This is a genomic window from Arcanobacterium sp. S3PF19, from assembly GCF_000758825.1.
Taxonomy (GTDB): Bacteria; Actinomycetota; Actinomycetes; order Actinomycetales; family Actinomycetaceae; genus Arcanobacterium_A.
Genome location: NZ_JRMX01000005.1, coordinates 134,849 through 160,670, shown reverse-complemented (window position 1 = coordinate 160,670; position 25,822 = coordinate 134,849). Strand labels below are relative to the sequence as shown.

Below are 25,822 nucleotides of genomic sequence, written 5' to 3'. Positions count from 1 at the left end.
AATTGGTATTATAATCGCGTGATGGATTCAAATGATATGCCCCAATGGCTCAGCTACCCGGAAGTCTCCGAACTGCTGCAGATCCCGCTGCGCGACGTGCGCAACCTCGTCCGCGGCAACTTTCTCCTTGCGGTCCGCCGGGGGCCGAACAACGCACTCGCGGTACACAGACTGCAGTTTACGGATAAATCGGGAAAATGGGAGATCCTGCGGCCTCTGCGCGGAACGCTGACTGCCCTGCGCGATGCCGGATTCGATTCCGAAGAGGCAATGCGCTGGCTCCTGGAAGAAAACGACGTGCTGGGAACCACACCTCTGCAGGCTCTTCGGGAAAACAATATTCACGCTGTCCGCAGGGAAATCACGGGACTGATTTTTTAACCGCGGTTTAACGCCCCGGGCAGCGTTACGAGCGCCTGGCGCGAAGCAGATCCATCAGCAGATCAAGGATGGTGCTTTTTCTGCCCAGATCCCGGGCAGCCTGTGCGGCCAGTGTTTCGCGGGCGGAAATCATCTTCTCGTGCCGGGCAAGCGCTCCGCTGCCGACAATATACCCACGCGCCCTGCGCAGTTCTTCGTCTGTCAGCTCTCTGCCGATCAGCGCATCGAAGTCATCCGCCTGACGGCGGTCTTCCGCTTCACCGGCAAGCATTTTGCGCGTCAGGGAAAGCAAAACCGTGCGTTTTCCTTCCCGCAGATCGTCTCCGGCGGGCTTGCCCGTCTCCCGCGGATCGCCGAAAATTCCCAAAACGTCGTCCCGCATCTGAAACGCTTCCCCCAAAGGACGTCCGATACGTGAAACCGCAGCCAGATCGGCACGGCGGGCCCCTGCCAAAACCGCTCCCAGCAGCAGCGGAACTTCCACGGAATAGCGGGCGGATTTGTGATACAGCACTGACATTGCCCCGCGCAGCGCCGCGTCGTGGCCGCTGTCCAAAGGCAGGTATTCGCCGCGCATATCCAAATACTGCCCAAAAGCAACCTCTGCCGTCATGCGGTGAAACATTTTCTGCGCTTCTGCCCGCGCCGTATCGTTCACCGCTTCCGCGTCGGCAAAAGTAAGTGCGGAAAGAGAAAGAAGAAAATCGCCAAGCAGAATCGCGCCGCTGCGTCCGTATTCCTCCCCGCTGCCTGCCCAATGCTCCCGGCCGTGTTCTTTTTGAAAATACACGTGGGCGGTTTCGCTGCCCCTGCGCAGAGATGCGCCGTCGATAATATCGTCGTGAATCAGCGCGGAAAGCTGATACAGCTCCAATGCGGCGGCGGCGGTAACCGGCAGGGAATCGGGTGTCGGGGAAAACATCTGCCACCCGGCGGCCAGAAAAAGTGCCCGGGTGCGTTTTCCGCCTCCGGCCAGTGCGGCGGCAGGCGCAAGAAACGAATCGCGGATTCGCCCGTCAACGTCTTGTGCGGGGATAGCGGTGGCATTCAGATACTTTTCCAAGAACTGATTCACATTTTGGCGGAACGCCCGGACCTGTTCACTCATACCTTCAATCATAGAGGAAAAACAGCGTATCTCCCGCTTATTGCGCCCGCGCAAAATAAGAAAAGCAAAATCACACCGTTTTGTCTCCTCATATATACGCGGAAACGGGTAACCTGATAAGGCAGTGTTTGAAAATTTTTATACCGAAGTACGAGGAAAATATGCCTGAAAATCAACAGCAAAGCACCCGGCGGGGGAAGAACGGCACGGGAGGATCTATGTGGCGCCCTGCTTCGTCCGGCCGCCGCGCATCGGGGAAACGTTCTTTTCGGGATTCGCGTACAGACGGAAAAGGCGGCAAACGCCTATGGTCGGCGGGCGAAGAGCAGCGCGGAGGGCGTGACGCGCGCGGCGCAAACGGAAACGGCAAAAGAGGCGACGGGGGCGGTAAATACCGGAACCGTTTCGGCCGTGAGGACGCAGGCACTGCGCGCCGGGAGGAAAATTTTGATTCCGGCCGGCCGCAGCGCCGGCAATACCGCACCGGGGAGAGCAAAGACGGGCGTGACGCGCGCGGCGCAGGACGCGGCTATTCCAAACGCTTTGAGGGGAAGCGGGAAAGAAAGGATTTCCGGCGTGAAGACCGGCCGGACTTTAGGGACGGCAAAGCCCGGGAGCGTCGGGACTATGGGGAAAACAAAGGACGGTTCGGCGGAAACGAACGCAGAGAATACAGGCCTGCCCGCGAAGACCGAAACTTCCGTGATGCCAGGGCACAGATTCTCAGTGAGATTCCGCAGTCCGTTACCGCAGAAAGTCTGGATGCCGATACGCGTCTGCACCTGCGCAATCTGAACCGGGAAAATGCCGAGGCCGTGGCACGCCATTTGGCCTACGCCGGAGAAATGCTGGATATCGAACCCGAGACGGCATACAGACATGCCCGGGCGGCGTACACGCGCGCGGCGCGGATCGACGTGGTACGCGAGGCTCTGGGAATTACCGCGTATCTGACCGGGCGATACAGGCAGGCCCTGACCGAACTGCGCACATACCGCCGCATGAGCGACGATTATTCCCATGTGCCCCTGGAGGCGGACGCGGAACGCGGACTGGGCAGATCCGAAAAAGCGCTGCGGTTTATTGAGGGGATTGCGCTGAACCGTCTTGAACCCGAAGCGAAAATCGAACTCGCGCTGGTTGCCTCCGGTGCGCACGGCGATCTGGGAGATGCCCGGGGCGGGCTGAAGGTTTTGGAGAAAATTTTGGTTGAAAACCTAAATCCCGCTCTTGCCGCCAGGGTACAGTTGGTAAAGGCAGACCGTTTGGCGGAATTGGGACGGGAAGAGGAAGCCGGGGCACTGCGCGCCGAGTGGGAGGCGAAACTTACGGGTGAAAACGGCGGCGATCTGATGGTGGACCTGAACGATATTTTGGACGACGAACCGGAAAATGAAGAGGAAAAGACCGCTTCGGATCCGTCCGAAAACGAAGCCGAAAACGGAGGCGGTGAAAAGCCGGCAGCCGAACGGGAAAGCGGTTCGGATCTGCGGGACGTGGAGATTTCCGACGAAGATTTTGACGGGCTTTTCCCCACCGGCACGGAAAATGAAAAAGAGAATGAATAATGCCCGCAACACAGCTGCTATACTGCAATGAACCCCCGGCCGCACATTATGAGGCACTGTTTTTGGATCTGGACGGCGTGTGCTATTTGGGCGCGCAGCCGGCTCCGCACGCTCCGGAGGGGCTTGAAAAAGCCAAATCTCTGGGCGCAAAAACGGTTTATATTACGAATAACTCTTCGCGCACACCGCGTACGGTGGCGGCGCATTTAAGCAGGATCGGAATTCCCACCGCAGAAGAAGAAGTGGTGAATTCCGCGCTCACCACAGCAAAGCAGCTCGGAGAATATCTGCCGGCCGGGGCACGGGTGCTCGTAATCGGCGGAGCCGGAGTGCAGGAGGCGGTTGCCGAGGCGGGATACGAAACGGTTTCCGATGCCGACACCGATCCCGTGGCGGTCGTGCAGGGACTGGCGGAAAATGTGGGCTGGGCAGAGCTTTCCGAAGCCGTGCTGGCAATCAAAAAAGGAGCACTTTACTTTGCCACGAATCTGGACGCAACACTGCCCAAAGAACGCGGGGAAATGATCGGAAACGGATCGCTGGTCGCCGCGGTGGTCAACGCAACGGGCAAAACCCCGGTTTCGGCAGGAAAACCGGACCGCTATATTTATAATTACGCCAAGATACACAGCGGCTTTGAAAATGTTTTGGCTGTGGGCGACCGCCTGAATACGGATATTGCGGGTGCGGTGAATGCCGGAATTCCCGCTTTGCACGTGCTCACGGGCGTTTCCCGGGCACGGGACGTTCTGCTTGCCGAACCGGACGAACGCCCCAATTTTCTGGCACTGGACTTATCGGATTTGGCGCGGCCCATGCCGCGTGTCTTCAAAGACGGGGATGTTTGGAGATGCGCCGGCCACTGCGCTGCCGTAACGCAGGGAACGGTCGTGACAGACGGATCGGCAATGCCCGGGGTGATCTTGCCAAACAGCTACAGGGCGGCGGCTGCCGCGGTCTGGGAATATCTCGACAACGGCGGGAAGCGGGAGAACCTGCGTCTGCCCGCGCAGATAACGGTAGTGCGGGGTGAATGATGGCAAAGCCTCCGATTTCCGTGGATGCGTCTTTGGAGCGTCTGTCCGAAATGGATTTGGAACAGCAGATAGCCGTTCTTGAGGAAATACATGCGGAACTGGCGAAACAGCTTTCGCGGACGCAGGCATAAGTATTATGGCAAAACTGATTCGTGTGGATGCCGAACTGGCCCGCCGCGGGCTGGCTCCTTCGCGCAGCGCGGCTGTTGCGCTGATCAGGCAGGGGCGCGTAAAGCTGGACGGGATTACCGTGACCAAGCCCGCCCGGCAGATGGATCCGGCGCAGGCGCTTGTGATAGACACGAAAAACATGGACAATTACGCTTCCCGCGGTGCCTATAAACTGCTGGGCGCACTGTCCTATCTGGGTTCGCGGGCCCCGAAAATCGCGGGCGTGCAGGCATTGGACGCCGGAGCTTCCACAGGCGGGTTTACCGATGTGCTTCTGCGCCGGGGAGCCGCACACGTGGTCGCCGTCGATGTGGGATACGGGCAGCTGCTGTGGCGGCTGCGCGAGGATCCGCGCGTAACCGTAGTGGAACGGACCAATGTGCGTGAACTGCGACCGGAGACAGTGGGAATAAGACCGCAGCTGGTGGTGGGGGATCTTTCCTTCATCTCACTGACGCTCGTTCTTCCGGCTCTCGTGCGGACCTGCGCGGAGCGCGCGGATTTTCTTCTGATGGTCAAACCCCAATTTGAGGTGGGCAGGGAACTGCTGGGCGCGGGCGGAGTGGTACGTGATGTGAATCTGCATTACCGCAGCGTGCTGAAAGTGGCGAACTGCGCCGCGGACTGCGGACTGACGGTGAAAGACTGCGCGCCTTCTCCGCTTCCCGGCCCGAAGGGAAATGTGGAGTATTTCCTTTATCTGCAAAAAACGCCGGAGATGCCCGACACTCCCGAAAAAACCGACATAGGGCAGATGATCCGTGACGCAATCGCCGCCGGTCCGGCAGGAAAACGGCAAATCCGCCGGGAAGACAGCCGCAGACAATAGTGAGAACAGACAAAGAACACTTATAATAAAACAGAATCTGTTTACGTAGAGGAGAATTTGCATGGCACGATCCATTGCGCTGATTGCGCACAGTTCGCGTTCGGATATTTACTCCTCGATTCTTTCTTTCAAAAAATACATGAAAGCGGCCGGAATAGAAGTTGTGGATGCCCGTGCCCACGCCGATTTGTCGCGTACGGAACTGATCGCGGTTTTCGGCGGCGACGGCACGATTCTGTGGGCCGCCGAGCGGGCCCGCGGACTGCGGAAACCGATTTTGGGCATTAATTACGGCCATGTCGGTTTTCTTGCGGAAGTCGACCGTGATTCCCTGAGGAATGTGGCAGATGCGATTATTGCCCGGGAATGGTCCGTGGACGAAAGAATGACCGTTGACCTGACCGTGGAATACCCGACGGGAAAGACCGTCTGCGGCTGGGCGCTGAACGAGGCGGCGATTGCGAAGGCGCCGCCTTCGCGGATGATCGGGGTTGATGTGGCAGTCGACGGGCACGGCGTTTCCTCGTTTAAAACAGACGGTATTCTGATTTCCACCCCGACCGGCTCCACGGGATACAATTTTTCCGCGGGAGGCCCGATTGTCTGGCCTGACGTACAGGCCATGGTACTCGTGCCTGTTGCGGCGCATGCGCTCTTTACGCGGCCGATGGTGGTTGCGCCAAATTCCGTTCTGACCGTTAGGATAAGTGAAGACACGGCGGCGGTGACCTGCGACGGGCGGCGCACTCTTCCCCTTGCGCGCGGATCGGTGCTGAGCGTCACCAGAGGCAGCGAAAACGTGCGTTTGGCAAGACTGAACGACGCGCCTTTTTCCGAACGTCTGGTGGCGAAATTTCAGCTGCCGGTGACAGGATGGAGAGTGCAGGGAGGCGACGAATCATGATCGAAGAAATTTCAATCCGCAATCTGGGCGTAATCGCCTCCTCCTCTTTGTATTTTCATCCCCGGATGACGGTAATTACCGGGGAAACGGGTGCCGGCAAAACCATGGCACTGACTTCTTTGCAGCTGCTCATGGGAGCGAAGGCGAATGCGTCGCTGGTGCGCGAAGGAGCGGAGAAAGCCACTGTTGAGGGAATCTTCCAAATTCCCGCCGACAGCGAAGTGTGTGCCGCAGCCGAAGACAGCGGAGGCAGTGTGGATCTGTGCGGGGACGAAGCTACGCTTGTAGTGCTGCGGCAGGTCTCGCAGACCGGACGGTCGCGGGCCCGGGTAGGCGGAGCGGGAGTTCCTGCCGCCGTACTGAAAGAAATTGCCGGCCGGCTCTTTACCGTGCACGGGCAGGCCGATCAGCTGCGGCTGGGAAACAAATCCGACCAGCTGCGCGCATTGGACGGGTATGCGCGCATTCGCGAACTTCGCGTCTACGCCGACTATGTGCGGCAGTGGAAACACTACAGACAGCTGACCGGGAGGTATACCGCGGCAAAAGACGATCTCGGCGGTTACGGTGCCAGGCGTCTTGCCCTGGAAGCACTTATCCGGCGCGTGGAAGCCGTAGATCCGCAGATCGGGGAAGAAGAGGAACTTCGTGCCCGGGCGCACAGGCTCGAACACAGCGAAACTTACAGGCAGATTTTATGCGGGAGCCTTACGCTGCTGGACGGGTCGGATTCGGCGCAGGGCGTGCTGTCTCTGTTGGATTCGGCGATAAGGGAACTGTCCAGGGGCGAAGAAAATGATTTCGCGCAGCACGCCCGCACACTTACGGATGCCGCGCAGCTGATTTCCGATGTAAGCACGGAATTAAATGCGGCGCTGCAAAACACGGACGCCGATCCCGGGCAGCTGGACCGCATTTACGGGCGGCGGGCCGCGCTGAACGAAATTCAGCGCGATCTGGCAATGGACATTCCGACGATGCTTGAACGCTGCCGGCAGGCGCGGGAAGAACTTTCGGCAGCGCAGGATCCCCGCGAATATCTGCGGGAGCTGGAAACCCGGGTTTCCGAAACACGCGAAGAACTGCAAAAACTGGCGGGAGAAATATCGGATATCCGGCGCAGGGCCGCCGGGGAACTTTCCCGGCAGGTGAGCGGGCAGCTGCGGGAACTGTCGATGGCCGGTGCGCAGTTTACGGTACGCGTACGGGAAGCCGGACAGCTTTCGGAAACGGGAGGCGATGATGTGTCTTTTCTTCTTTCGGCGCATCCCGGGGCCCGATTCGCGCAGTTGGCGCAGACGGCTTCCGGAGGTGAGATGTCGCGGATTATGCTCGCGCTGGAAGTCGTCCTCGCGCAGAAAAACAGTCTTCGGGGGCACACATTCGTGTTTGACGAGATTGATGCCGGTATCGGCGGGGAAACCGCATTGCAGGTGGGGCGGCGTCTTGCCCGCCTGGCACGGACGGCACAGGTTATCGTGGTAACGCATTTGGCCCAGGTTGCGGCGTTCGGGGATACTCAGCTGGTAGTGAGCAAAACTACCGACGGGAAAGAAACTTTTACCACTGTGCAGGAAGTGAAGGGCGAAGAAAGAGAGGCGGAATTGGCACGAATGCTTTCCGGGCAGACAAATTCAACTGCGGCGCGGATCCACGCTGCCCAGTTGCTGGAGCTGGGCGCAACGGAGGAATAGAATCATGTTTGGAAAACTGTGGTCCGGCGACGGAGGCTGTGATCCGGCAATCAGCGGGATGGTCAAGAGCGACAGACGCACCAAAAATCTGACCAAGCGCCTTACGACGGGTGATATTGCGGTAATCGACCATGAAGATATCGACCGCGTCTCGGCGGAGGCCCTTGTGGAATGCAGACCCCTGGCAGTGCTGAACGCGGCAAAATCCACTTCCGGAAAATATCCGAATCCGGGTCCGGAGATTTTGCTGTCTGCGGGAATTCCGCTGATCGACAATTTGGGCGAAAAAATAATGGATATTCCCGAGGGGACCACGGTTGAGATTCTGCACACCGGCGAGGTGCTCTGCGAGGGAACGGCGGTGGCGCAGGGGACGGTGCAGACGGAGGAAACAAACCGCCGCGATCTGGAAATTGCGCGCCGGGGGATTCCCGCGCTGCTGAAGGCCTTCGCCGCGAACACCATGGAATATGTGGAAAAAGAACAGGATCTGATTCTGGACGGCGTGGGCGTGCCGAAAAATATCAAAACCAATTTCAAAGGACGCCATGCGCTGGTTGTGGTGCGCGGATACCAATACAAGGAAGACTTGGAGGCACTGCGCCACTACGTGCGCGAATGCCGTCCGGTTATTATCGGTGTGGACGGCGGCGCGGATGCCGTTCTTCAGGCGGGCTACAAACCGGATATGATTGTCGGTGACATGGATTCCGTTTCCGATCAGGCACTGCTGTGCGGAGCGGAAATTATAGTACACGCCTACCGGGACGGACGCGCCCCGGGAAAGAAACGCGTGGAAAATCTGGGCGTGGACTATGTGGTGTTTCCCGTTACCGGCACTTCCGAAGACGTGGCAATGCTGATTGCCGACGACAGGGGAGCAGAACTGATTGTGGCGGTGGGGACGCACTCGACACTGATTGAATATCTGGACAAAGGGCGGAAAGGAATGGCTTCCACGTTTCTCACCCGGCTCCAGGTCGGTGCAAAACTGATTGACGCGAAAGGCGTCTCCCGGCTTTATCGGGCACGGATCCCAACCTGGCCGCTGGTTCTGCTGGCGGCGGCGGGAGTGCTGGCAATCGGCGCGGCAATGTATTCCACTTCCGCAGGGCAGGTATTTTTCGGTTTGGTGCAGGTATGGATTTCGGATGCCGCACATTGGTTCAAAGGTCTTTTTAGGTGGTAAAAATGATTGATTTTCGCTATCATCTGGTGTCGCTGATTTCCGTATTTATTGCTTTGGCGGTGGGAATTATTCTGGGTGCCGGCCCGCTGCAGAATTCCATCGGGGAAAGACTTTCCGCGGAAGTGGATTCACTGCGGGCGGCAAACAGCGCCCTGAAATCGGAAAACGAATCGCTGACCATACGCAATTCGGGCCAGGCGCGTGCCTGGGAAGCTGCCGCCCCGACGCTGGTGGGCAACACACTGAAAGACATGAACGTTTCGATTGCCGTGCTTCCCGGAGTGAAAGACGATATCGTGAAAAAAACCCGGGATGTGCTGACTGCCGCGGGAGCCGCGGTAAACGGCACGGTGCAGATTACGGAAAACTGGACGGCACTGGGGGAAAACGGAGAGCGTGAACAGCTTGCCCGGCAGATTCAGACCGTGCTTCCCGAAGCCGCGGCGGTGAAAGACGCGAACGGAAAAATTTCGCTTGCCCTGCTGAAACTGCTGAAAGGCGGAATAAAATCCCCGGAAGAGAAACCGCTGTACGATATATTCGGTTCCTCGGATGTGCAGGTGGCGGATTTTTCGCAGGCAGGGGCGAATAAGGCAGACGGGCTTGTGATTCTGGCTCCCGATGTGCCGGACAATCCGCCGTCCAAAGATCATCCGCGCAATGCACGGCAGGCAAAACAGCAGGATATGAACACAAAAATGTTTAGTGCCCTCATCTCCGCGGCAGGGGAGCAGATGCCCGCGGTGCTGTCGGGAAATGCGGATTCGCAAAATGATTTGGTGCTCGTGGCGCGCACGGCGCGACTGAACATCTCTACCGCCGACGCAATCGAACCGGCTCTGGCCATGGTAAATATTCCGCTGGCGCTGGCGGCGGATTTTCAGGGCAAGACGGTCTCCTACGGTCTTGCCGACGGTGTTGACGCGGTAATCGGGGAGCACACGGAAGCCGGCAAAAACGCATCCGCTTCCGCGCAATAACACGGCAGAGAGGTAAAAATGCTGAAAAACATACTGCTGCCTGCGGCCGGTGCCGCAGCCGGTTTCTGCTGCACGAAAGCGGCGGCGAAAAATCTGAAAGGCCCGCATTGGGAACGGACTTCCTTTTCCGGGGGCAGCGTTTCCCTGACGGAAGGCGTGGCGGCCGTGGGAGCGGTGCTTGCGGGCAACGTTTTTTCCGGTGGGAAAAAACTGCGCCGCGGCGCACTGAGTGCAACTTGTGCCGCAGCCCTGGCAGGGTGGATCGACGACCGGTGCGAAAATAAATTTGCGGCCCGCGGCAAGGGCTTCAGAGGGCATTTGGGTGCCCTGAAAAACGGGGAGATAACGTCGGGTCTGCTGAAAATTCTGATTATCGGCTCCGGTTCCCTGTGTGCGTCCCGTATTATACGGGAAAACGGCGGGAGCCGTGTCGGAAGAATCTCGGACACGGCAGTGAATACGGTGATTACGGCAGGGATGGCAAATCTGCTCAATCTCTTTGATCTGCGTCCGGGAAGGTCGCTGAAAGCGGCTGCGGCGCTGTCCGTACTGACTCTGCCCGGACGGGGAAGGGGCATCGGATCTTCGGTGCTGGGATCGGCTGTCTGTCTTCTTCCCGACGATCTTGCGGGAAAGACAATGCTCGGGGATTTGGGGGCAAATGCTCTCGGCGCGTCTTTGGGTGTGGCGCTGAGCGCTTCGCGTTCGCGTGCCCTGCGTCTGCTGTCCCTCTCGGGGATTACGGCCCTGACTCTGCTCAGCGAGAAGGTGTCGTTTTCGCGCGTAATCGAAGACAGTGAAATTCTTTCCGCTCTGGATCGGCTGGGACGCAGCGATTATGCCCCGGGCAGCTAAAATAACACGCGGTTTTGCCGGCGCGGCGGGAGTAATTGCCCTGCTGACCGTGTTTTCCCGTTTTGCGGGTCTGCTGCGCAAACTGGCACAGTCCTGGGCGGTCTCGGACGGAACGGTTGCCACTGCCTACGACACCGCCAACACCGTGCCCAATGTTTTATTTGAGGTTGCCGCCGGAGGCGCCCTTGCGGGGGCGGTTATTCCCCTGATTTCCGGATTTCTGGCCCGCGGCGAAAAGGAAAAGATGGCCCGGACCGCCTCGGCCCTCGTCACATGGGTGCTGACGGTCGGGCTTCCGATCTCGTTTCTGGTGATGCTGTGCGCCGATTCGGTAACGGGAATGCTGTTCGGAAAGAATGCGGATCCTGGTGTGGTGCGGCTGGCTTCGTTTCTGCTGCGGCTGTTTGCGCTGCAGATTCCGCTTTACGGTCTGTCGGTTGTATTTACAGGCATCCTTCAGGCACACCGAAAATTTGTGCTTCCGGCTCTTTCCCCGCTTTTGTCGTCGGTGACGGTGATTGCGGTGTTTTGCGGATACGCCGGATATGTGGGCCATTTGCAGGATGCGGGAACACTGCCCGTGAAAGCGGCTCTTCTTTTGGGGCTGGGTACTACTTTGGGTGTTGTGCTTTTTTCTCTGCCGCAGCTCATTCCCGTGCTGAAGATATGCAGACTTTCTCCTACATGGAAATTTCCGCCGGGCGTTGCGCGCCGAACCGTGCATTTGGCGGGTGCCGGCCTGGCCGCACTGAGTGCGCAGCAGATTGTGATCGTAATGATTATGTATTTTGCCAACGCTTTCGGCGGTGTCGGAGCCTACACCACATTCAGCTATGCGTTCTCAATTTTTATGGTTCCCTACGCCGTGCTGGCCGTGCCGGTGGCAACGGCGGTTTTTCCCCGAATTTCGGCTGCGGCGGAAATGGGCAGAAACAGAGAGCTGTGCCTGCTGGTGGCAAAATCCACGAAACTTGTGCTGCTGCTGGGTTTCGCGGCTGCGGCTTTGCTTGCCGTTTTGGCTCTGCCTGCGAAGATCGTTCTCGAGCTGGGGCGGAACATCGCGTTTTTGGATTTCGCGATGTGGGTTTCGGCGCCGGCGCTTGTCGGATATTCCCTGCTGTATCACGGTGCGCGCGTGCTCTATGCGCTGCATTTGGGGCGGAAAGTGGTATGGGTCAACACACTTGCCTGGGGTGCGGCGGCGGCCGTGCTGCTTTTGGCGCCGCATTTCGGTGTTCACGGGCGTTTTTCCGCGCTGGCGGGAATCGGCGCCGCGCTGAGCATAGGAATGACTGTGGGTGTATTTTTCACCTATCTCACACTGTGCAGAATTTTCGGCAGACGTATTTTTGCCGGATACACACGGATGTTTGGCATACTGTGCGTGCTGCTTCCGTTTGCCGTTTGGGGCGGACGGCAGTGCGTGGAAACAATTTTGCTCCGAATGGGCCCGGGTATCTTCGGAGTGTGCTGTGCCGTTATTGCAGGTACAGCGGCTGTACTGATTGCGGTTGCGGCCGCAGTTGCGCTCACCGACCGGAAAATACTGAATTTCGCAGTGAAAAGCGATCATATCCGCTGAGTGCCGGGACGTGCCGAAGCGGTAACCGATTTTGAAAAGAACGCTGTGGAAAGAGCGCCGGACAGATATTAAAAGATCGGGATAAACCTTTATATTTATAAGCCGTTCGGGGAGATGGGCAAACATGGGGATTAGCTGAATGCTCCTGCCCGGAAAGCCTTTGGCGGGGTGATTCTGCCGTTAAAAGATTTGCCGTTATTGGCAGTGTGGCTCTGCGCGTGCAGAGAGCTGTCTATTCGTGTGTAATTCGTGCGTAAAAGTTTTTTATTTTTTGAAGTCTCGCGGAAGCGGAAAGATAAAACGGATTGCCCAACGGTTTTATTTCGCGTATTTTAGAGACACCCGGAGAGAGTTTTCCGCTTTCTTCCATATTCTGCGCTGTTGTTTTGGCGATCGGCGCACGTTGGGTAAAAATATGCGTTTGTGCGGGTAGCCGTGCAAAAATTGAAAGATTTCACTTTACGCTTTTTGACTTGCATAAAACTATTTTAGCAACAAGAATGTTGCATAAAGGGTATTAACCGTGGGGGTGAAAATGGACCGAAACGATTTGGGCACAAGGGAACAGATTCTGCGTCTCGTTGTGGAAAGAGGTCCGATCACCTCACGGGAGTTGGCAAAAATGCTGGTTCTTACACCTGCCGCCGTCCGCAGACACATTTCCACACTTATCGATGACTCGTTTATCGAAGTATACGACGGGCCGGTAACCGCGCCTCTGAAACGCGGCCGCCCCTCGCGCCGTTACGTGGCAACTTCAAAAGGCCAGTCACAGCTTGGCGAAGCATATTCCGAACTGGCAAATCAGGTGCTGGACTTTGTGCGGGAAAATTTGGGCAAAGACGGGGTGGAAGAATTTGTAAACCGCCGCACAAAGGCATTGGAGAAACGGTATCGGGCACTTTTGGAATCCGCAGGGGCAAACCCTCCGGAACGCGTCATCGCCCTGGCAAAAATGCTTGACCGGGACGGGTTTATGACGACGCTGCGCCGCGGAGGTCCGCAGGGCCTGGCGCTGCAGCTGTGCCAGGGGCACTGTCCGGTGCATGCCGTGGCGCAGGAATTTCCCGAGCTGTGCGAAGCCGAAACACGCGCCTTTGCCCGTCTGCTGGGAATTCCGATCCAGCGTCTTTCCACACTTGCCAACGGCGGTCACGTCTGTACCACCAATATCCCGCTTGGGACACCAAAGATTCACCGTACCCATCCGGGTATGTAGCAGATGCGTTGCGAAACAACGTGAAAGGATATAAATGTCGCAAACAGTACCGGGCGCAAAGGAAACTTTGACCCAGGAAGAAACAATTGCTTCGATCGGCAATTACGCCTACGGCTGGCACGATTCCAATGTTGCCGGCGAGAATGCCCGCCGGGGGCTGAGTGAAGAGGTAGTGCGTGATATTTCGGCGCAGAAAAACGAGCCGCAGTGGATGCTGAAGAAACGTCTGAAGGCGTTAAAACTCTTTGAACGCCGCCCGATGCCGACTTGGGGAGCGGATCTGTCCGTACTTGATTTTGATTCTTTCAAGTATTACGTGAAAACTACCGACAAGGTTGCCAGCTCGTGGGATGAACTGCCGGAAGACATCAAGGAGACCTACGACCGTCTGGGAATTCCCGAAGCGGAAAAGGAGCGGCTGGTTGCCGGCGTGGCGGCACAGTACGAGTCCGAGGTTGTATACCAGCAGATCCGCAAGGATCTGGAAAAACAGGGTGTGCTTTTTCTCGATACCGATACCGGGCTGCGCAGATACCCGGAAATTTTCAAAGAGTATTTCGGCAAGGCGGTCCCGCTGGGAGACAACAAATTCGCTTCCCTGAATTCGGCCGTATGGTCCGGCGGATCGTTTGTTTACGTGCCGAAAGGCGTCCACGTGGAGATTCCCCTGCAGGCGTATTTCAGAATCAATACGGAAAATATGGGGCAGTTTGAACGCACGCTGATTATTGCCGACGAGGATTCCTATGTGCATTACGTGGAAGGCTGCACAGCTCCGATTTACAAGTCGGATTCCCTGCATTCGGCAGTAGTCGAAATCTTTGTGAAGAAGGGTGCGCGCGTGCGCTATTCCACCATTCAGAACTGGTCGAACAATGTATACAACCTGGTTACCCAGCGTTCCGTTGTGGAAGAGGGCGGCACGATGGAATGGGTCGACGGAAATATCGGATCAAAGGTAACGATGAAATATCCGGCCGTGTATCTGATGGGCGAACACGCGAGAGGCGAAACGCTTTCGATCGGATTTGCGGGCAAAGGGCAGCATCAGGATACGGGGGCGAAAATGGTGCATATGGCGCCCAATACGTCTTCGTCGATTGTTTCGAAATCCGTTTCCCGCGGCGGCGGGCGTTCTTCCTACCGCGGTTTGGTGCAGGTAAACGAGAATGCCGTACATTCAAAATCAAACGTGCTTTGCGATGCTCTTTTGGTCGATCAGATTTCCCGTACCGACACTTATCCGTATGTGGATGTGCGCGTGGACGACGTGGAGATGGGACACGAGGCAACCGTGTCGAAAGTCTCGGAGGACCAGCTGTTTTATCTGATGAGCCGGGGAATGGAGGAGACGGAGGCGATGGCCATGATCGTGCGCGGCTTCGTGGAGCCCATTGCGCGCGAACTGCCGATGGAATACGCACTGGAACTGAACCGTCTCATTGAACTGCAAATGGAAGGATCCGTAGGATAAAATGTCCGAAGTTATGAAGAAGCATGTCTTTTCCCGTGCAGACCGTCCGCTCTCGTTTCGGGTAAGCGATTACGATATTCCGCAGGGAAGTGAAGAGGAATGGCGTTTTACCCCGGTTGAACGGATTTCCGATTTTTTTGCCGATTCGGCCTGCGGCAAAGCTCCCGCCGTTCAGGTGCGGGGAGATGCGGTTTACGAGCGCGCCTCGCGCACCGATCCGCGTTTGGGGAAAATAATCGGCCCGGAGGACCGCACCGGCGCCCTGGCCTGGGAATCTTTTACGGAAGCCCATGTGATTACCGTGCCGAAGAATGCCCATCCGGAGAAGGAAATAATGGTTGGCGTCCGCGGCGAAGGGGAAAGCGCGGTTGCCGGGATGCATATCCTGATTGCGGCGGAAGAATTTTCCGAGGCGACCGTGATCATAAACCACGAGGGAAGCGCGCGGCTTACCGAAGGAATCGAAATCCTGGCGGAAGAGGGTTCCCATCTGACCGTGGTTACGGTTCAGGATTGGGACGACAGTGCGGCGCATATGCTCTCCAACAGAATCAGGGTCGGACGCAATGCGTCTTTCCGGCATATTGTGGTGACGCTGGGCGGAAACACGGTCCGCGTAACGACTTCGGTTGATTTTGCCGACAGCGGAGCGGACGTAAACCTGTTGGGGGCATATTTTGTGGATGCCGGCCAGCATTTGGAACATCGGCTGTTTGTGGATCACAGTATTGCGAAGTGCCGTTCCAACGTGACATACAAAGGCGCACTTCAGGGGCAGGACGCACATTCCGTGTGGGTTGGGGATGTGCTCATCGGCGCCAAAGCCGAGGGAAGCAGTTCATATGAGCTGAACCGTAATCTGGTGCTCACTCCCGGCGCGCGGGCCGATTCCGTGCCGAATCTGGAAATCAAAACGGGTGAAATCGAGGGGGCCGGCCATGCTTCTGCCACCGGAAGATTCGATGATGAGCAGCTGTTTTATCTGAAGTCCCGGGGAATTCCGGAACGGGAGGCGAAGCGTCTGGTTGTCCGGGGCTTCTTCGCGGAACTGATCAGCCAGATCGGAGTGCCTTCCGTGCAGCAGCACCTGATGCAGGCCATTGAAGAAGAGCTGCAGCGGACGATGGAGGGCGAAAATGCTTAAAGAACTGTGTCCGGTGGATGCCGTTGCCACGGGGGAGGCGGCGCGCTTTGAGTTTGCGTCAGCGGCCGGAAACGCAATTGCCATTGCCCTTGTGCACAGTGAGAGCGGCAACTGGTATGCCCTGGAAGACCGGTGCTCCCACGGTCGTTTCAAACTTTCGGACGGGTTTGTGGACGAAGAAACCATTGAGTGCACAAGACACGGGGCCGTGTTTGATCTCGCTACCGGAGATCCCCGGACACTTCCCGCAACCAAACCCGTAAAAACCTATCCGACGCACGTGCGCAGCGGATCGGTTTTCGTGGAACTGGACGCCGATTAGCCTGACAGGCAGTCAAATCTAACCGAAACATCGAAGAGAAGAGAAAATAACGTGTCAAACCTGGAAATTAAAAATTTACATGTCTCCGTGGAAACGCCGGAAGGCGAGAAACAGATTCTGAAAGGCGTGGATTTGACCGTCGGGGACGGCGAGATCCATGCGATTATGGGTCCGAACGGTTCGGGTAAATCCACGCTTGCGTATTCGATTGCGGGGCACCCGAAGTATAAGATCACAGAGGGGGAAGTGCTCCTCGACGGCGAAAATATCGTTGAAATGACCGCCGACGCCCGGGCCCGCGCCGGACTGTTCCTGGCAATGCAGTATCCCGTGGAAGTGGCGGGAGTGTCGGTGTCAAACTTTCTGCGTGCCGCCAAAACGGCGGTTTCGGGGGAGACTCCGAAGCTGCGCGAATGGGTGAAGGAAATGAAAACGGCGATGGAAAATCTGAAAATCAACGCGGATTTTGCCAACCGTGACGTTAATTTCGGATTTTCCGGCGGCGAAAAAAAGCGTTTGGAAATTCTGCAGCTGGAGTTGCTGAAACCAAAATTTGCGGTGCTTGACGAAACGGATTCAGGTCTGGATGTGGACGCCCTGCGTCTGGTATCGGAGGGCGTGAACCGCGCACACCGGGCGAACGGCAACGGCATCCTTCTTATCACCCATTACACCAGAATTCTGCGCTACATCAAACCGCAGTTCGTCCACGTGTTTGTGGACGGAAAAGTGGCTCTCTCCGGCGGTCCGGAACTTGCCGACCGCCTGGAAGAAGAAGGATACGCAAAGTACGAAGCGGAATAAAGTTTTTATTCCCGATTTTTCTGTCGGAACACGCAAAAAGAAAAGAAAGCCGGAAATTATGTGCACGGATCAGATACCAAAACAGCCTGTGAGGCGGGAAGATTTCCCGATTTTGGGGCGGAAGGTACGCGGAGGAAACGATCTTGTCTATTTGGATGCCGGTGCCACGGCGCAGCTGCCGCAGCAGGTTATAGATGCTGTGAACGAGCAGATGTGCTTCCACAACGGTGCCGTAAACCGCGGATCGCACCGGCTTGCCGAGGAATCCACGATTGCATACGAAGACGCCCGCGCGGCCGTGGCGGAATTGGTCGGCGCGGAAACGGAGGAATTGGTCTGGACGAAAAATTCCACCGAATCGCTGAATCTGCTGGCTTACGCGATCGACAACTACACGCGGGGCAGACGCGGGGAAAATGATTCTTCCGCAACCGATTCGCGCCTGGTCCTGGGCAAAGGCGATTCCGTGGTGGTTACGCGCGCCGAGCATCACGCGAACCTCGTTCCGTGGCAGGAGCTGTGTGCCCGCACGGGAGCGGAGTTCAGGTGGATTGATCTGACTGCAGACGGCCGTCTGGATCTGGATACGGCCGGTGTGATCGATTCGGGGACGAAAATTGTTGCTTTCGCCCATGTGTCCAACGTGACGGGGGCGATCGCCCCCGTTTCGGAGCTGACGCAGATCGCACACCGCGCGGGTGCGCTGACTGTTTTGGACGCCTGCCAGTCCGTTCCCCATCTGCCTTTGGATCTGCACCGGATGGACGTGGATTTCGCTGCTTTTTCCGGGCATAAGATGTACGGCCCTACGGGTGTAGGCGTACTTTACGGCAAAAAAGAACTGCTTTCCCTGCTTCCGCCGGTGATGACCGGGGGATCCATGGTTGAGCTGGTCACCATGGAAAAAACAACCTATAAGGGTATGCCGGCCAGATTCGAGGCCGGCACGCAGCCCGTTACGCAGATAATCGGTCTGGGAGCCGCGGCGAAATATCTTCAGGCTGCGGGAATGGACAGAATTGCCGCTTACGAAGAATATCTCACCGGATATCTGCTGCATGAAATTGCCGGTGTCGGGCATGTGCGTGTGCTCGGTCCGCTCACGGCGGAGAACCGTGTGGGTGCGGTTGCGTTTCAGGTTGAGGGGGTCCATCCCCACGATGTCGGCCAGCTGCTCGATTCGTACGGTGTGGCTGTACGCACAGGACACCACTGCGCACAGCCGGTTCACCGTCATTTTGGTGTATTCTCTTCGAGTAGGGCTTCGCTTGCCCCCTTCAATACGGTTGCCGACATTGACCGTTTTATTGAAGCACTGCGGCAGGTGAGAGGATTTTTCGGAGTTGAATGAGGAGAAATCATTTTGAATGATTTGGAACAGCTTTATCAGCAGATTATTCTCGACGCTTCAAAAGAGCGTTACGGAGAAGGGGAGCTTGATCACCCGCAGGGAGAATCGTTTCAGGTGAATCCCAGTTGCGGGGATGAGGTAAAAATGCAGGTGAAACTGAGCGATGACGGCACAAAGCTGGAAAAAGTCGGCTGGGAAGGCGAGGGGTGCTCGATTTCCCGGGCTTCGATTTCGATTATGACGCAGATGCTGGAAGGCAAAAGTCTCGATGAGTTCGCCGAGGTGTTTGCCGCGTTCCGAAAGATGATGGATAACCGCGGTCACGAACTGACCGAAGCCGAGACGGATATATTGGAAGACGCGGCTGCGTTTCAGGGTGTCTCCAAATTTCCCGCCCGCGTAAAATGCGCTCTGCTGGGATGGATGGCTCTGCGCGACGCGGCGGACCGGGCAGCATCGGACAAAGGAGAAAAATAGATGGCAGATTTTCGCCAGGAGCAGCCAAAGGCTGTGACCGTTGCGGATATTGAGGAGGCTCTGCGCGATGTGATAGATCCCGAACTGGGGATCAATATCGTTGATTTGGGTCTGCTCTACGGTCTGACTTTTGACGGAAAATCGGCAGTAGCCGATATGACGCTCACCTCTGCCGCCTGTCCGCTCACAGACATGATTGAGGAACAGTCGCGGATGGCGGTATCCGGTCTGGTAGACGATTTTCGGATTAACTGGGTGTGGCTTCCGCCGTGGGGCCCGGACAGAATCACGGATGAGGGACGCGACCAGCTGCGGGCGCTGGGATTTAACGTCTGACACGTGAGCTGTGGGCAACAGCCGCTGTTTCGTTTTTTCGCTTCCGCACAATTGCCCTTAGAATAGCTGGGTGATCACATTACAGAATTTTTCTCTGCGCATCGGCGCCCGCACACTGCTGAAAGAAGTGAATCTGAGTATCGGCAAAGGGCAGAAAATAGGTCTGGTGGGGCGTAACGGCGCGGGAAAAACAACTTTTCTGAAAACCCTGGCCGGTTTGGGAAACGATGCGGGTGCGGTTGAATACACCGGCACGCTGTCGGTGAAAGACCGGATTGGCTATCTTGCACAGGATCCGAAAGTGGGCGACCCGAACCGGAGGGGCATCGACAGGGTGCTTTCCGTGCGCGGAATTGCCGATAAACTGCGCCAAATCCGCGTAGCCGAGCTGGAAATGGGCCGTGAGGGGCCCCGGCAGCAAAAGGCGATGGAACGTTATGCGCGTCTGGATGCGGAGTTTCGGGCTGCGGGAGGATGGGCAGCCAATGCCCGGGCAGCCGAGATCACCGCGGCTTTGGGGCTGCCCGAGCGTGTTTTACGGCAGGAACTGCATACTCTTTCCGGCGGGCAGCGCCGGCGCGTAGAGTTGGCGCGTGTTCTTTTTTCCGGGGCGCAGACACTGCTTTTGGACGAACCCACAAATCATTTGGACCATGATTCCGTGCTCTGGCTGCGCGATTGGATCCGCGGTTACGCGGGAGGATGCATCGTTGTTTCCCACAGCGTGGATTTGCTGCGCGACACGGTGAACCGGGTTTGGCATCTGGATCCGGAGCGCGACACGGTGGACGTGTACAGTCTCGGCTGGGACGATTATCTCAAACAGCGGGAAACCGACGAAAAACGCCGGCGGCGGGAGCGGGCAAATGCGCAGCGCAAAGCACGCGAGCTTCTGGCACAGGCCGATAAAATGCGTTACAAGGCAACCAAGGCAACGGCCGCACAGAATATGGAAAAACGCGCACTGGATTTGCTTGGCAAAACGCAGGAGGAGCGCAAAGCGGAAAAAGTGGCGGCGTTTAGGTTTCCCGATCCGGCGCACTGCGGGAAAAATCCGCTCACGCTGCGGAATGTGGGGAAAAGCTACGGGAGTCTGAGCGTTTTTCAAAAGCTGAATTTGGCGGTGGACCGTACTTCCCGCATTGTGGTGCTGGGCGGGAACGGTTCGGGCAAAACCACGCTGCTGAAAATTATTGCGGGTTTGGAAGAGCCGCAGTCGGGTGAAGTGCTGCACGGCCACGGACTGAAACTCGGATACTACGCGCAGGAACACGAAACGATCGACGCAGACAAAACGGTGGCGGAAAATATGCGCTCGGCCGCGCCCGACCAATTCAACGAAACCGATGTGCGCAAAGTACTCGGATCTTTTCTGTTTTCCGGCGATGAGGCAGACAAATCCGCAAAAGTGCTTTCGGGAGGGGAAAAGACACGTCTGGCACTGGCTATGCTGGTAGTGTCCGCAGCCAATGTGCTGCTTCTTGACGAGCCGACCAATAACCTGGATCCCGCTTCGCGCGCGGAGATTCTCAAAGCACTGGGCAGATACCGCGGAGCGGTTATTCTGGTTACGCATGATGAGGGCGCCGTGCGTGCACTGAACCCGGACCGTGTTTTGATTATGCCGGAGGGCGATGAAGACCTGTGGTCCGAGGACTATTTGGAACTGCTTTCCCTTGGATGAGCGGGTCTGTGCGTATTTCGGGTGTGTCAGCGCCTGACGTGCGAGCCTTTGGGAACCACCACAATTCCGCTGTCGGTAATGGTAAATCCGCGGTCCAGATCGTGTTCGCGGTCAATTCCCAGCTGTGCGCCTTCGTCTATGCGCACAAATTTATCCACGATGGCATTCACTACGGTGGCGTTCCGGCCGATGTTTACATGGTCAAAAATAACGGAGTTGCGCACCGAAGACCATGAATTGACTCTGACATGCGGAGAGAGCACGGAGGCCATTACTTCTCCGCCGGAAACAATCACTCCGGGAGAAATAATCGAGTCCAGCGCGTGACCGAGACGCTCATGGTGCCCATAAACGAATTTTGCCGGCGGCAGACCCGTGTAGCCTGTGTAAAGGGGCCATTTGTCGTTGTACAGATTGAAAATCGGATTTACCGAAATTAAATCCGTATTGGCTTCGTAAAACGAATCGATTGTGCCCACGTCCCGCCAGTAATTGCGGTCGCGGTCCATTGAACCGGGCACGTCGTTGTAAAAGAAATCGTATACTCCGCAGTCATTTTCCCGAGCAAACGCAGGCACGATATTTCCGCCCATGTCATGCTGCGAGGACGCGTCCTGCGCATCCGAATTAAGGGCTTCGATAAGCGCTTCGGTGGTGAAAATATAGTTTCCCATCGAGGCCAGAATCTCGTTCGGGGAGTCCGGAAGGCCTTGGCAGTCCGCCGGCTTTTCGAGAAACTGCAGGACTTTGCGCGGATTGTCCGGCACTGTCTCAATTACGCCGAATGCCGAAGAAAGCTCCTTCGGCTGACGGATTCCGGCGACGGTCAGTCCGACTCCGGTGTCTATATGCTGGGAAAGCATCTGCGAAAAATCCATGCGGTAGATGTTGTCCGCACCCGTGATCAGCACATAATCCGGGGAGTCGTCTTCGATAATGTTCAGCGACTGATAGACGGCGTCGGCCGATCCCAGAAACCAGTTTTTCCCTTTTCTCTGCTGGGCGGGCACGGGAGCAACGTAGTTGTCCAGCAGCGTGGACATTCTCCAGGTCTGTGCGATGTGGCGGTCCAGAGAGTGCGATTTGTACTGCGTAAGCACGATAATGCGCAAAAATCCCGAATTTACTATGTTTGACAGGGCAAAATCTATCAGCCGGTAGATTCCGCCGAAAGGCACGGCGGGCTTTGCTCTTTCCGCAGTCAGCGGCATTAGGCGTTTTCCCTCACCGCCTGCCAGTACAATTGCCAGAACCCTTGGTATTCCGCCCATATCAGCCATCCCGTCCGCTCGCCGTTGAGAAAAGAACTTAAACACTCAATTTAATAGTAGCCTTTTGCCGGGTGTTTCGCCATACAATGGATACGGTGTTTGTTTACTTGTTTACCGACATGACCGGCGAAAGGTGTCACCGATGCGGATAGATTTACTGACCAGGGAATTTCCTCCTTTTGTGTACGGCGGGGCAGGGGTGCACGTTACCGAACTGGCAAAAGTACTGCGCAAATACGCGCAGGTACGCGTGCATGCCTTTGACGGCGCCCGGCGTGCGGGCCGGGCGGTGCCGGATCTTCCCGCAGGGATCGACGTACGCGGGTATGACTGCCCGCAGGAGTTGGCGCAGGCAAATCCGGCGTTAAAAACGATGGGGACCGATCTGCTGATGGCGCAGTGTGCGGCGGGCGCGGATATCGTGCACTCACACACCTGGTATGCGAATTTTGCCGGACATCTCGCGGGACTGCTGCACGGTATTCCGCATGTAATTTCGGCCCACTCCCTCGAGCCGCTGCGTCCCTGGAAAGAGGAGCAGCTCGGCGGAGGCTACCGGGTTTCATCGTGGATTGAAAAAGCCGCATACGAAAACGCCGCGGGAATCGTGGCCGTTTCGCATGCGATGAAAGACGATATTCTGCGCTGCTATCCGAGCCTGGATCCGAAAAGCGTGCGGGTGATTCACAACGGAATTGATTTGGATACCTGGAAGGCTCCGCAGACTGATTCGGCCCGGGAGCAGGCAGAAAACTTTTTCCGCAGCTACGGCCTGGATCCGCGGCGGCCCACGGTGATTTTTGTCGGCAGAATAACACGGCAGAAAGGCGTTCCCTGGCTTTTGCGCGCGCTGCGGAAAGTGGACCCGGGCGTGCAGGTGATTTTGTGTGCGGGCGCTGCCGATACTCCCCGGATTGCGCAGGAGACGCGGGAGCTGGTTGCCCGGCTGAAAGCAGTGCGGAAAGGCGTGGTCTGGATTGAGGATAATCTGACGCAGCCCCAGATTCTGGCCTTGGAAGTCTGCTCAACCGTTTTTGTGACACCTTCTGTTTACGAACCGTTGGGGATTGTGAATCTTGAGGCAATGGGAGCCGGCCTGCCGGTGGTGGGAACGGCAACGGGAGGAATCCCGGACTGCATCGAGCACGAAAAAACCGGTTTGCTTGTGCCTATTGAGCAGCTGAACGACGGCACGGGCACGCCTTTGAACCCGGAGAAATTTGAATCCGATCTCGCCGCCGCGCTGAACCGTCTGTGCACGGACCGGGATTTGGCACGCGAGTACGGAGCCGCAGGGCGAAAACGTGTGGAAAAGTATTTTTCCTGGTCGGCAATTGCCGTAAAAACCATGGATTTTTACCGAAGCATTTTGGGCTAGATTACTTTGGGCCGGACACTTCGGGAGGTCCGCGGGAAAACGGAAAACGGCAGGGGACAGCGTTATGGATAATGCAGTGGAAATGAGGCACGTGTGCGTGCGGCGCGGCGGAAGGGAAATTTTAAACCGCGTTTCATGGTCTGTGGACGAAGGACAGCGATGGGTTGTATTTGGTCCGAACGGCGCGGGAAAAACCACACTGATCCGGCTTTTGGCGGGCAGAATGTGCCCCGATGAGGGAAAAATAGGTGTGCTTGGCGAGGATTTGGGGCAAACCGATCCCGCGCAGATCCGTTCGCTTGTCGGTCTTTCCTCTGCCGACCGGGATGCGAAGTTTCCTTCCCCTATATCCGTTTTGGATGCCGTACGCACCGCGGCTTACGGCGTATCGGTATCTTTTCGCGAAAGTTATGCCGCGCAGGATGATTCCAGGGCGATGCGCTTACTGGCGGATCTGGGCATTTCCCATTTGGCGCGGCGCACTTTTTCGTCGCTGTCTTCCGGGGAGAAAAAACGGGTGGGAATTGCGCGGGCCCTGATGCCCAACCCGGAAATTCTCATTTTGGACGAGCCGGCCGCGGGGCTCGATTTGGGAGGCAGGGAACAGCTGCTGCGCTCTTTGGAAGAATTGGCGCGCAGCCAAAGCGCACCCGTTATGGTGCTGGTAACGCATCACGCGGAGGAGATTCCGCCCGGTTTTACGCACGCCCTGCTGCTGCGCGGCGGGCAGGTATTTGCCTGCGGACCGTTGGAAAGCGTGTTTACTTCGGAACGCATTTCCTCTCTTTTCGGCATGGATCTTGAAATTTCGCGGCACGGCGGGAGGTTCTCCGTTTCGGCGCGAAATACGGAAAATATGCCGGGGCGGTGATACGGATATGGATATTGTGCATACCGATGATCTTTCCGATCCGCGTCTCGATGATTTTGTGCGGCTTACGGATGTTGCGCTGCGCCGAAAGCTGGAGTCGCGCCGCGGTCTGTATCTCGCGGAGGGGCTGAAAGTTATCGAACGCAGTCTTGCCGCCGGGCACTGTCCGCGCGCGGTTTTGCTGGAGGAACGGTGGCTGGCCGATATTCTGCGGCTGTTGGATAAATATCATCGCACAGACAGCGGGGTAACGGTTTTTCTCACCGGCAGCGGGCAGATAAAGTCGATTACCGGGTATCGGATCCACCGCGGGGCGATGGCTTCCTTCGAGCGTCCGTGCCTGCCCGGTACGGCGGATTTTCTGTGCCGGATTGAGGATACCGCGCGGAAGGAAAAGCGGAGGGCAAAGATTTTTGTTCTCGAAAATCTTGTTGACCATACAAACGTGGGGGCTGTTTTTCGTTCCGCCGCGGCGCTGGGCGTCGACGGAATTCTGGTGACGCCCTCGTGCGCCGACCCTCTCTACCGCCGGTCCGTGAAGGTGTCGATGGGCAATGTGTTTCATATTCCCTGGACGCGCATCGAAAAATGGCCGCAGGAAATAAAAATGCTGGAAGAGCGCGGATGGATAACCGCTTCTCTTGCCCTGCGTGCGGACGCCCTTTCTCTGCGCGATTTCGCTTCCCTGCCCGAGGTGTGCGCTTCCGGGGCGAAAATTGCGCTGATTCTCGGAACGGAGGGAGACGGACTGTCGCAGACAACTATTGCCCGCAGCCGGTATTCGGTGGTGATTCCGATGTATGACGGAGTGGATTCCCTCAACGTGGCGGCTGCCGGCGCGCTGGCAGCGTGGGAACTGCAGTAGAGGTATTGCCCGCGCTTGCCGCCTGATAATATGCCAGCGGTTCGGCAAGCAGGTCTATGGCCGACCATTCCAGTGCGTTTGCTATTTTTACCAGGGTAAACAGCTGCGGATTAAGCGGATTGTTGCTTCGGCGGTCGGAACGTCCCGATTCTATTACCTGATAATGGTTGCGGTCTATTCCCGCGTCCAGTGCCACCTGTTCCTGTGATTTGTGCAGCTCTTCGCGTCTTCTGCGGATATGCCTGGCCAGTGTCTTTGAAAGAATCAGTTCAGCTGCGCTACACTCCATAACTTATATTGATACGAGATGCACAGCTGAATGTCGGCT

Annotated in this window: 26 protein-coding genes; 23 read left to right on the top strand and 3 right to left on the bottom strand. The window is 57.0% G+C overall.

All coding sequences use genetic code 11. The annotated features are described in order from the left end of the window. The first annotated feature begins 21 nt into the window (after nt 1–21). Complete coding sequence (locus HMPREF1631_RS01225; protein ID WP_034231337.1) at nt 22–381, top strand: Rv2175c family DNA-binding protein; 360 nt, start codon at nt 22–24, stop codon at nt 379–381. A 25-nt stretch (nt 382–406) separates the two neighbouring features. On the opposite strand, the gene HMPREF1631_RS01220 is transcribed toward HMPREF1631_RS01225, so the two are convergent. Further along, nucleotides 407–1,489 carry a polyprenyl synthetase family protein gene (locus HMPREF1631_RS01220; RefSeq protein WP_034231518.1) on the bottom strand — a complete coding sequence of 361 codons (1,083 nt, stop codon included), beginning with the start codon at nt 1,487–1,489 and terminating at the stop codon, nt 407–409. A gap of 161 nt (nt 1,490–1,650) precedes the next feature. Here HMPREF1631_RS01220 and HMPREF1631_RS07195 point away from each other — a divergent pair, with 161 nt between their 5' ends. The 19 genes from HMPREF1631_RS07195 (at nt 1,651) to HMPREF1631_RS01130 (ending at nt 21,109) form a co-directional block, all read left to right on the top strand. Further along, nucleotides 1,651–3,057 carry a hypothetical protein gene (locus tag HMPREF1631_RS07195; protein ID WP_232215386.1) on the top strand — a complete coding sequence of 469 codons (1,407 nt, stop codon included), beginning with the start codon at nt 1,651–1,653 and terminating at the stop codon, nt 3,055–3,057. Beyond that, on the top strand, nt 3,057–4,094 hold the full coding sequence (locus tag HMPREF1631_RS01210; protein WP_034231335.1) for an HAD-IIA family hydrolase: 1,038 nt from the start codon (nt 3,057–3,059) through the stop codon (nt 4,092–4,094). The genes HMPREF1631_RS07195 and HMPREF1631_RS01210 overlap by 1 nt, the downstream gene beginning before the upstream one ends. Then, nucleotides 4,091–4,225 (top strand): hypothetical protein, encoded by a 135-nt coding sequence (locus HMPREF1631_RS07265; RefSeq protein ID WP_255347275.1) that lies wholly within the window; start codon nt 4,091–4,093, stop codon nt 4,223–4,225. Before HMPREF1631_RS01210 ends, HMPREF1631_RS07265 begins: the two co-directional genes overlap by 4 nt. A gap of 5 nt (nt 4,226–4,230) precedes the next feature. Beyond that, nucleotides 4,231–5,094, top strand: a complete 864-nt coding sequence (locus tag HMPREF1631_RS01205) for a TlyA family RNA methyltransferase (protein ID WP_034231333.1) — start codon at nt 4,231–4,233, stop codon at nt 5,092–5,094. A gap of 61 nt (nt 5,095–5,155) precedes the next feature. Further along, the gene (locus HMPREF1631_RS01200) at nt 5,156–5,998 is read left to right on the top strand and encodes an NAD kinase (protein ID WP_034231331.1); all 843 of its coding nucleotides are present in this window, start codon (nt 5,156–5,158) and stop codon (nt 5,996–5,998) included. Continuing rightward, a complete protein-coding gene (recN, locus tag HMPREF1631_RS01195) occupies nt 5,995–7,692 on the top strand; it encodes a DNA repair protein RecN (RefSeq protein WP_034231328.1) in 1,698 nt (565 codons plus the stop codon). Before HMPREF1631_RS01200 ends, recN begins: the two co-directional genes overlap by 4 nt. Nucleotides 7,693–7,696: 4 nt before the next feature. Next, nucleotides 7,697–8,881: a putative cytokinetic ring protein SteA gene (steA, locus tag HMPREF1631_RS01190; protein WP_034231327.1), complete on the top strand. Its 1,185-nt coding sequence runs from the start codon at nt 7,697–7,699 to the stop codon at nt 8,879–8,881. Between the two features lie 2 nt (nt 8,882–8,883). Then, a complete protein-coding gene (locus HMPREF1631_RS06700) occupies nt 8,884–9,861 on the top strand; it encodes a copper transporter (RefSeq protein WP_156956176.1) in 978 nt (325 codons plus the stop codon). Between the two features lie 18 nt (nt 9,862–9,879). Next, nucleotides 9,880–10,716, top strand: a complete 837-nt coding sequence (locus HMPREF1631_RS01180) for a hypothetical protein (RefSeq protein WP_052046908.1) — start codon at nt 9,880–9,882, stop codon at nt 10,714–10,716. Next, nucleotides 10,658–12,298, top strand: coding sequence for a murein biosynthesis integral membrane protein MurJ (gene murJ, locus HMPREF1631_RS01175; RefSeq protein ID WP_156956175.1), 1,641 nt, complete (start codon nt 10,658–10,660; stop codon nt 12,296–12,298). Before HMPREF1631_RS01180 ends, murJ begins: the two co-directional genes overlap by 59 nt. A 535-nt stretch (nt 12,299–12,833) precedes the next feature. Further along, nucleotides 12,834–13,517, top strand: a complete 684-nt coding sequence (locus tag HMPREF1631_RS01170) for a metalloregulator ArsR/SmtB family transcription factor (protein ID WP_034231507.1) — start codon at nt 12,834–12,836, stop codon at nt 13,515–13,517. A gap of 34 nt (nt 13,518–13,551) precedes the next feature. After that, nucleotides 13,552–14,991 (top strand): Fe-S cluster assembly protein SufB, encoded by a 1,440-nt coding sequence (gene sufB, locus HMPREF1631_RS01165; protein WP_034231325.1) that lies wholly within the window; start codon nt 13,552–13,554, stop codon nt 14,989–14,991. A gap of 13 nt (nt 14,992–15,004) precedes the next feature. Next, nucleotides 15,005–16,135 (top strand): Fe-S cluster assembly protein SufD, encoded by a 1,131-nt coding sequence (sufD, locus tag HMPREF1631_RS01160; protein WP_232215385.1) that lies wholly within the window; start codon nt 15,005–15,007, stop codon nt 16,133–16,135. Next, nucleotides 16,128–16,457, top strand: a complete 330-nt coding sequence (locus HMPREF1631_RS01155) for a non-heme iron oxygenase ferredoxin subunit (RefSeq protein WP_034231321.1) — start codon at nt 16,128–16,130, stop codon at nt 16,455–16,457. Before sufD ends, HMPREF1631_RS01155 begins: the two co-directional genes overlap by 8 nt. Before the next feature lie 51 nt (nt 16,458–16,508). After that, complete coding sequence (gene sufC, locus HMPREF1631_RS01150) at nt 16,509–17,261, top strand: Fe-S cluster assembly ATPase SufC (protein ID WP_034231320.1); 753 nt, start codon at nt 16,509–16,511, stop codon at nt 17,259–17,261. A gap of 58 nt (nt 17,262–17,319) precedes the next feature. Further along, nucleotides 17,320–18,612 (top strand): SufS family cysteine desulfurase, encoded by a 1,293-nt coding sequence (locus tag HMPREF1631_RS01145; RefSeq protein WP_052046929.1) that lies wholly within the window; start codon nt 17,320–17,322, stop codon nt 18,610–18,612. 12 nt (nt 18,613–18,624) lie between these two features. Beyond that, nucleotides 18,625–19,089 carry a Fe-S cluster assembly sulfur transfer protein SufU gene (gene sufU, locus HMPREF1631_RS01140; RefSeq protein WP_034231318.1) on the top strand — a complete coding sequence of 155 codons (465 nt, stop codon included), beginning with the start codon at nt 18,625–18,627 and terminating at the stop codon, nt 19,087–19,089. Next, nucleotides 19,090–19,425, top strand: a complete 336-nt coding sequence (locus tag HMPREF1631_RS01135; protein WP_052046906.1) for a metal-sulfur cluster assembly factor — start codon at nt 19,090–19,092, stop codon at nt 19,423–19,425. Nucleotides 19,426–19,495: 70 nt separating this feature from the next. Then, the gene (locus HMPREF1631_RS01130) at nt 19,496–21,109 is read left to right on the top strand and encodes an ABC-F family ATP-binding cassette domain-containing protein (protein ID WP_034231316.1); all 1,614 of its coding nucleotides are present in this window, start codon (nt 19,496–19,498) and stop codon (nt 21,107–21,109) included. Nucleotides 21,110–21,135: 26 nt separating this feature from the next. Here HMPREF1631_RS01130 and glgC read toward each other — a convergent pair whose 3' ends face one another. Then, nucleotides 21,136–22,380, bottom strand: coding sequence for a glucose-1-phosphate adenylyltransferase (glgC, locus tag HMPREF1631_RS01125; protein ID WP_156956174.1), 1,245 nt, complete (start codon nt 22,378–22,380; stop codon nt 21,136–21,138). A gap of 142 nt (nt 22,381–22,522) precedes the next feature. On the opposite strand from glgC, the gene glgA reads away from it, so the two are divergent. The 3 genes from glgA (at nt 22,523) to HMPREF1631_RS01110 (ending at nt 25,494) form a co-directional block, all read left to right on the top strand. Beyond that, nucleotides 22,523–23,758, top strand: a complete 1,236-nt coding sequence (glgA, locus tag HMPREF1631_RS01120) for a glycogen synthase (protein ID WP_034231312.1) — start codon at nt 22,523–22,525, stop codon at nt 23,756–23,758. A 64-nt stretch (nt 23,759–23,822) separates the two neighbouring features. After that, entirely contained in the window at nt 23,823–24,629 is an 807-nt protein-coding gene (locus HMPREF1631_RS01115) for an ABC transporter ATP-binding protein (protein WP_034231309.1), read from the top strand. A 7-nt stretch (nt 24,630–24,636) separates the two neighbouring features. Beyond that, nucleotides 24,637–25,494, top strand: coding sequence for an RNA methyltransferase (locus HMPREF1631_RS01110; RefSeq protein ID WP_034231307.1), 858 nt, complete (start codon nt 24,637–24,639; stop codon nt 25,492–25,494). Here HMPREF1631_RS01110 and HMPREF1631_RS01105 read toward each other — a convergent pair. Further along, nucleotides 25,448–25,783: a helix-turn-helix domain-containing protein gene (locus HMPREF1631_RS01105; RefSeq protein ID WP_034231306.1), complete on the bottom strand. Its 336-nt coding sequence runs from the start codon at nt 25,781–25,783 to the stop codon at nt 25,448–25,450. The genes HMPREF1631_RS01110 and HMPREF1631_RS01105 overlap by 47 nt on opposite strands. Between the last annotated feature and the right edge of the window lie 39 nt (nt 25,784–25,822).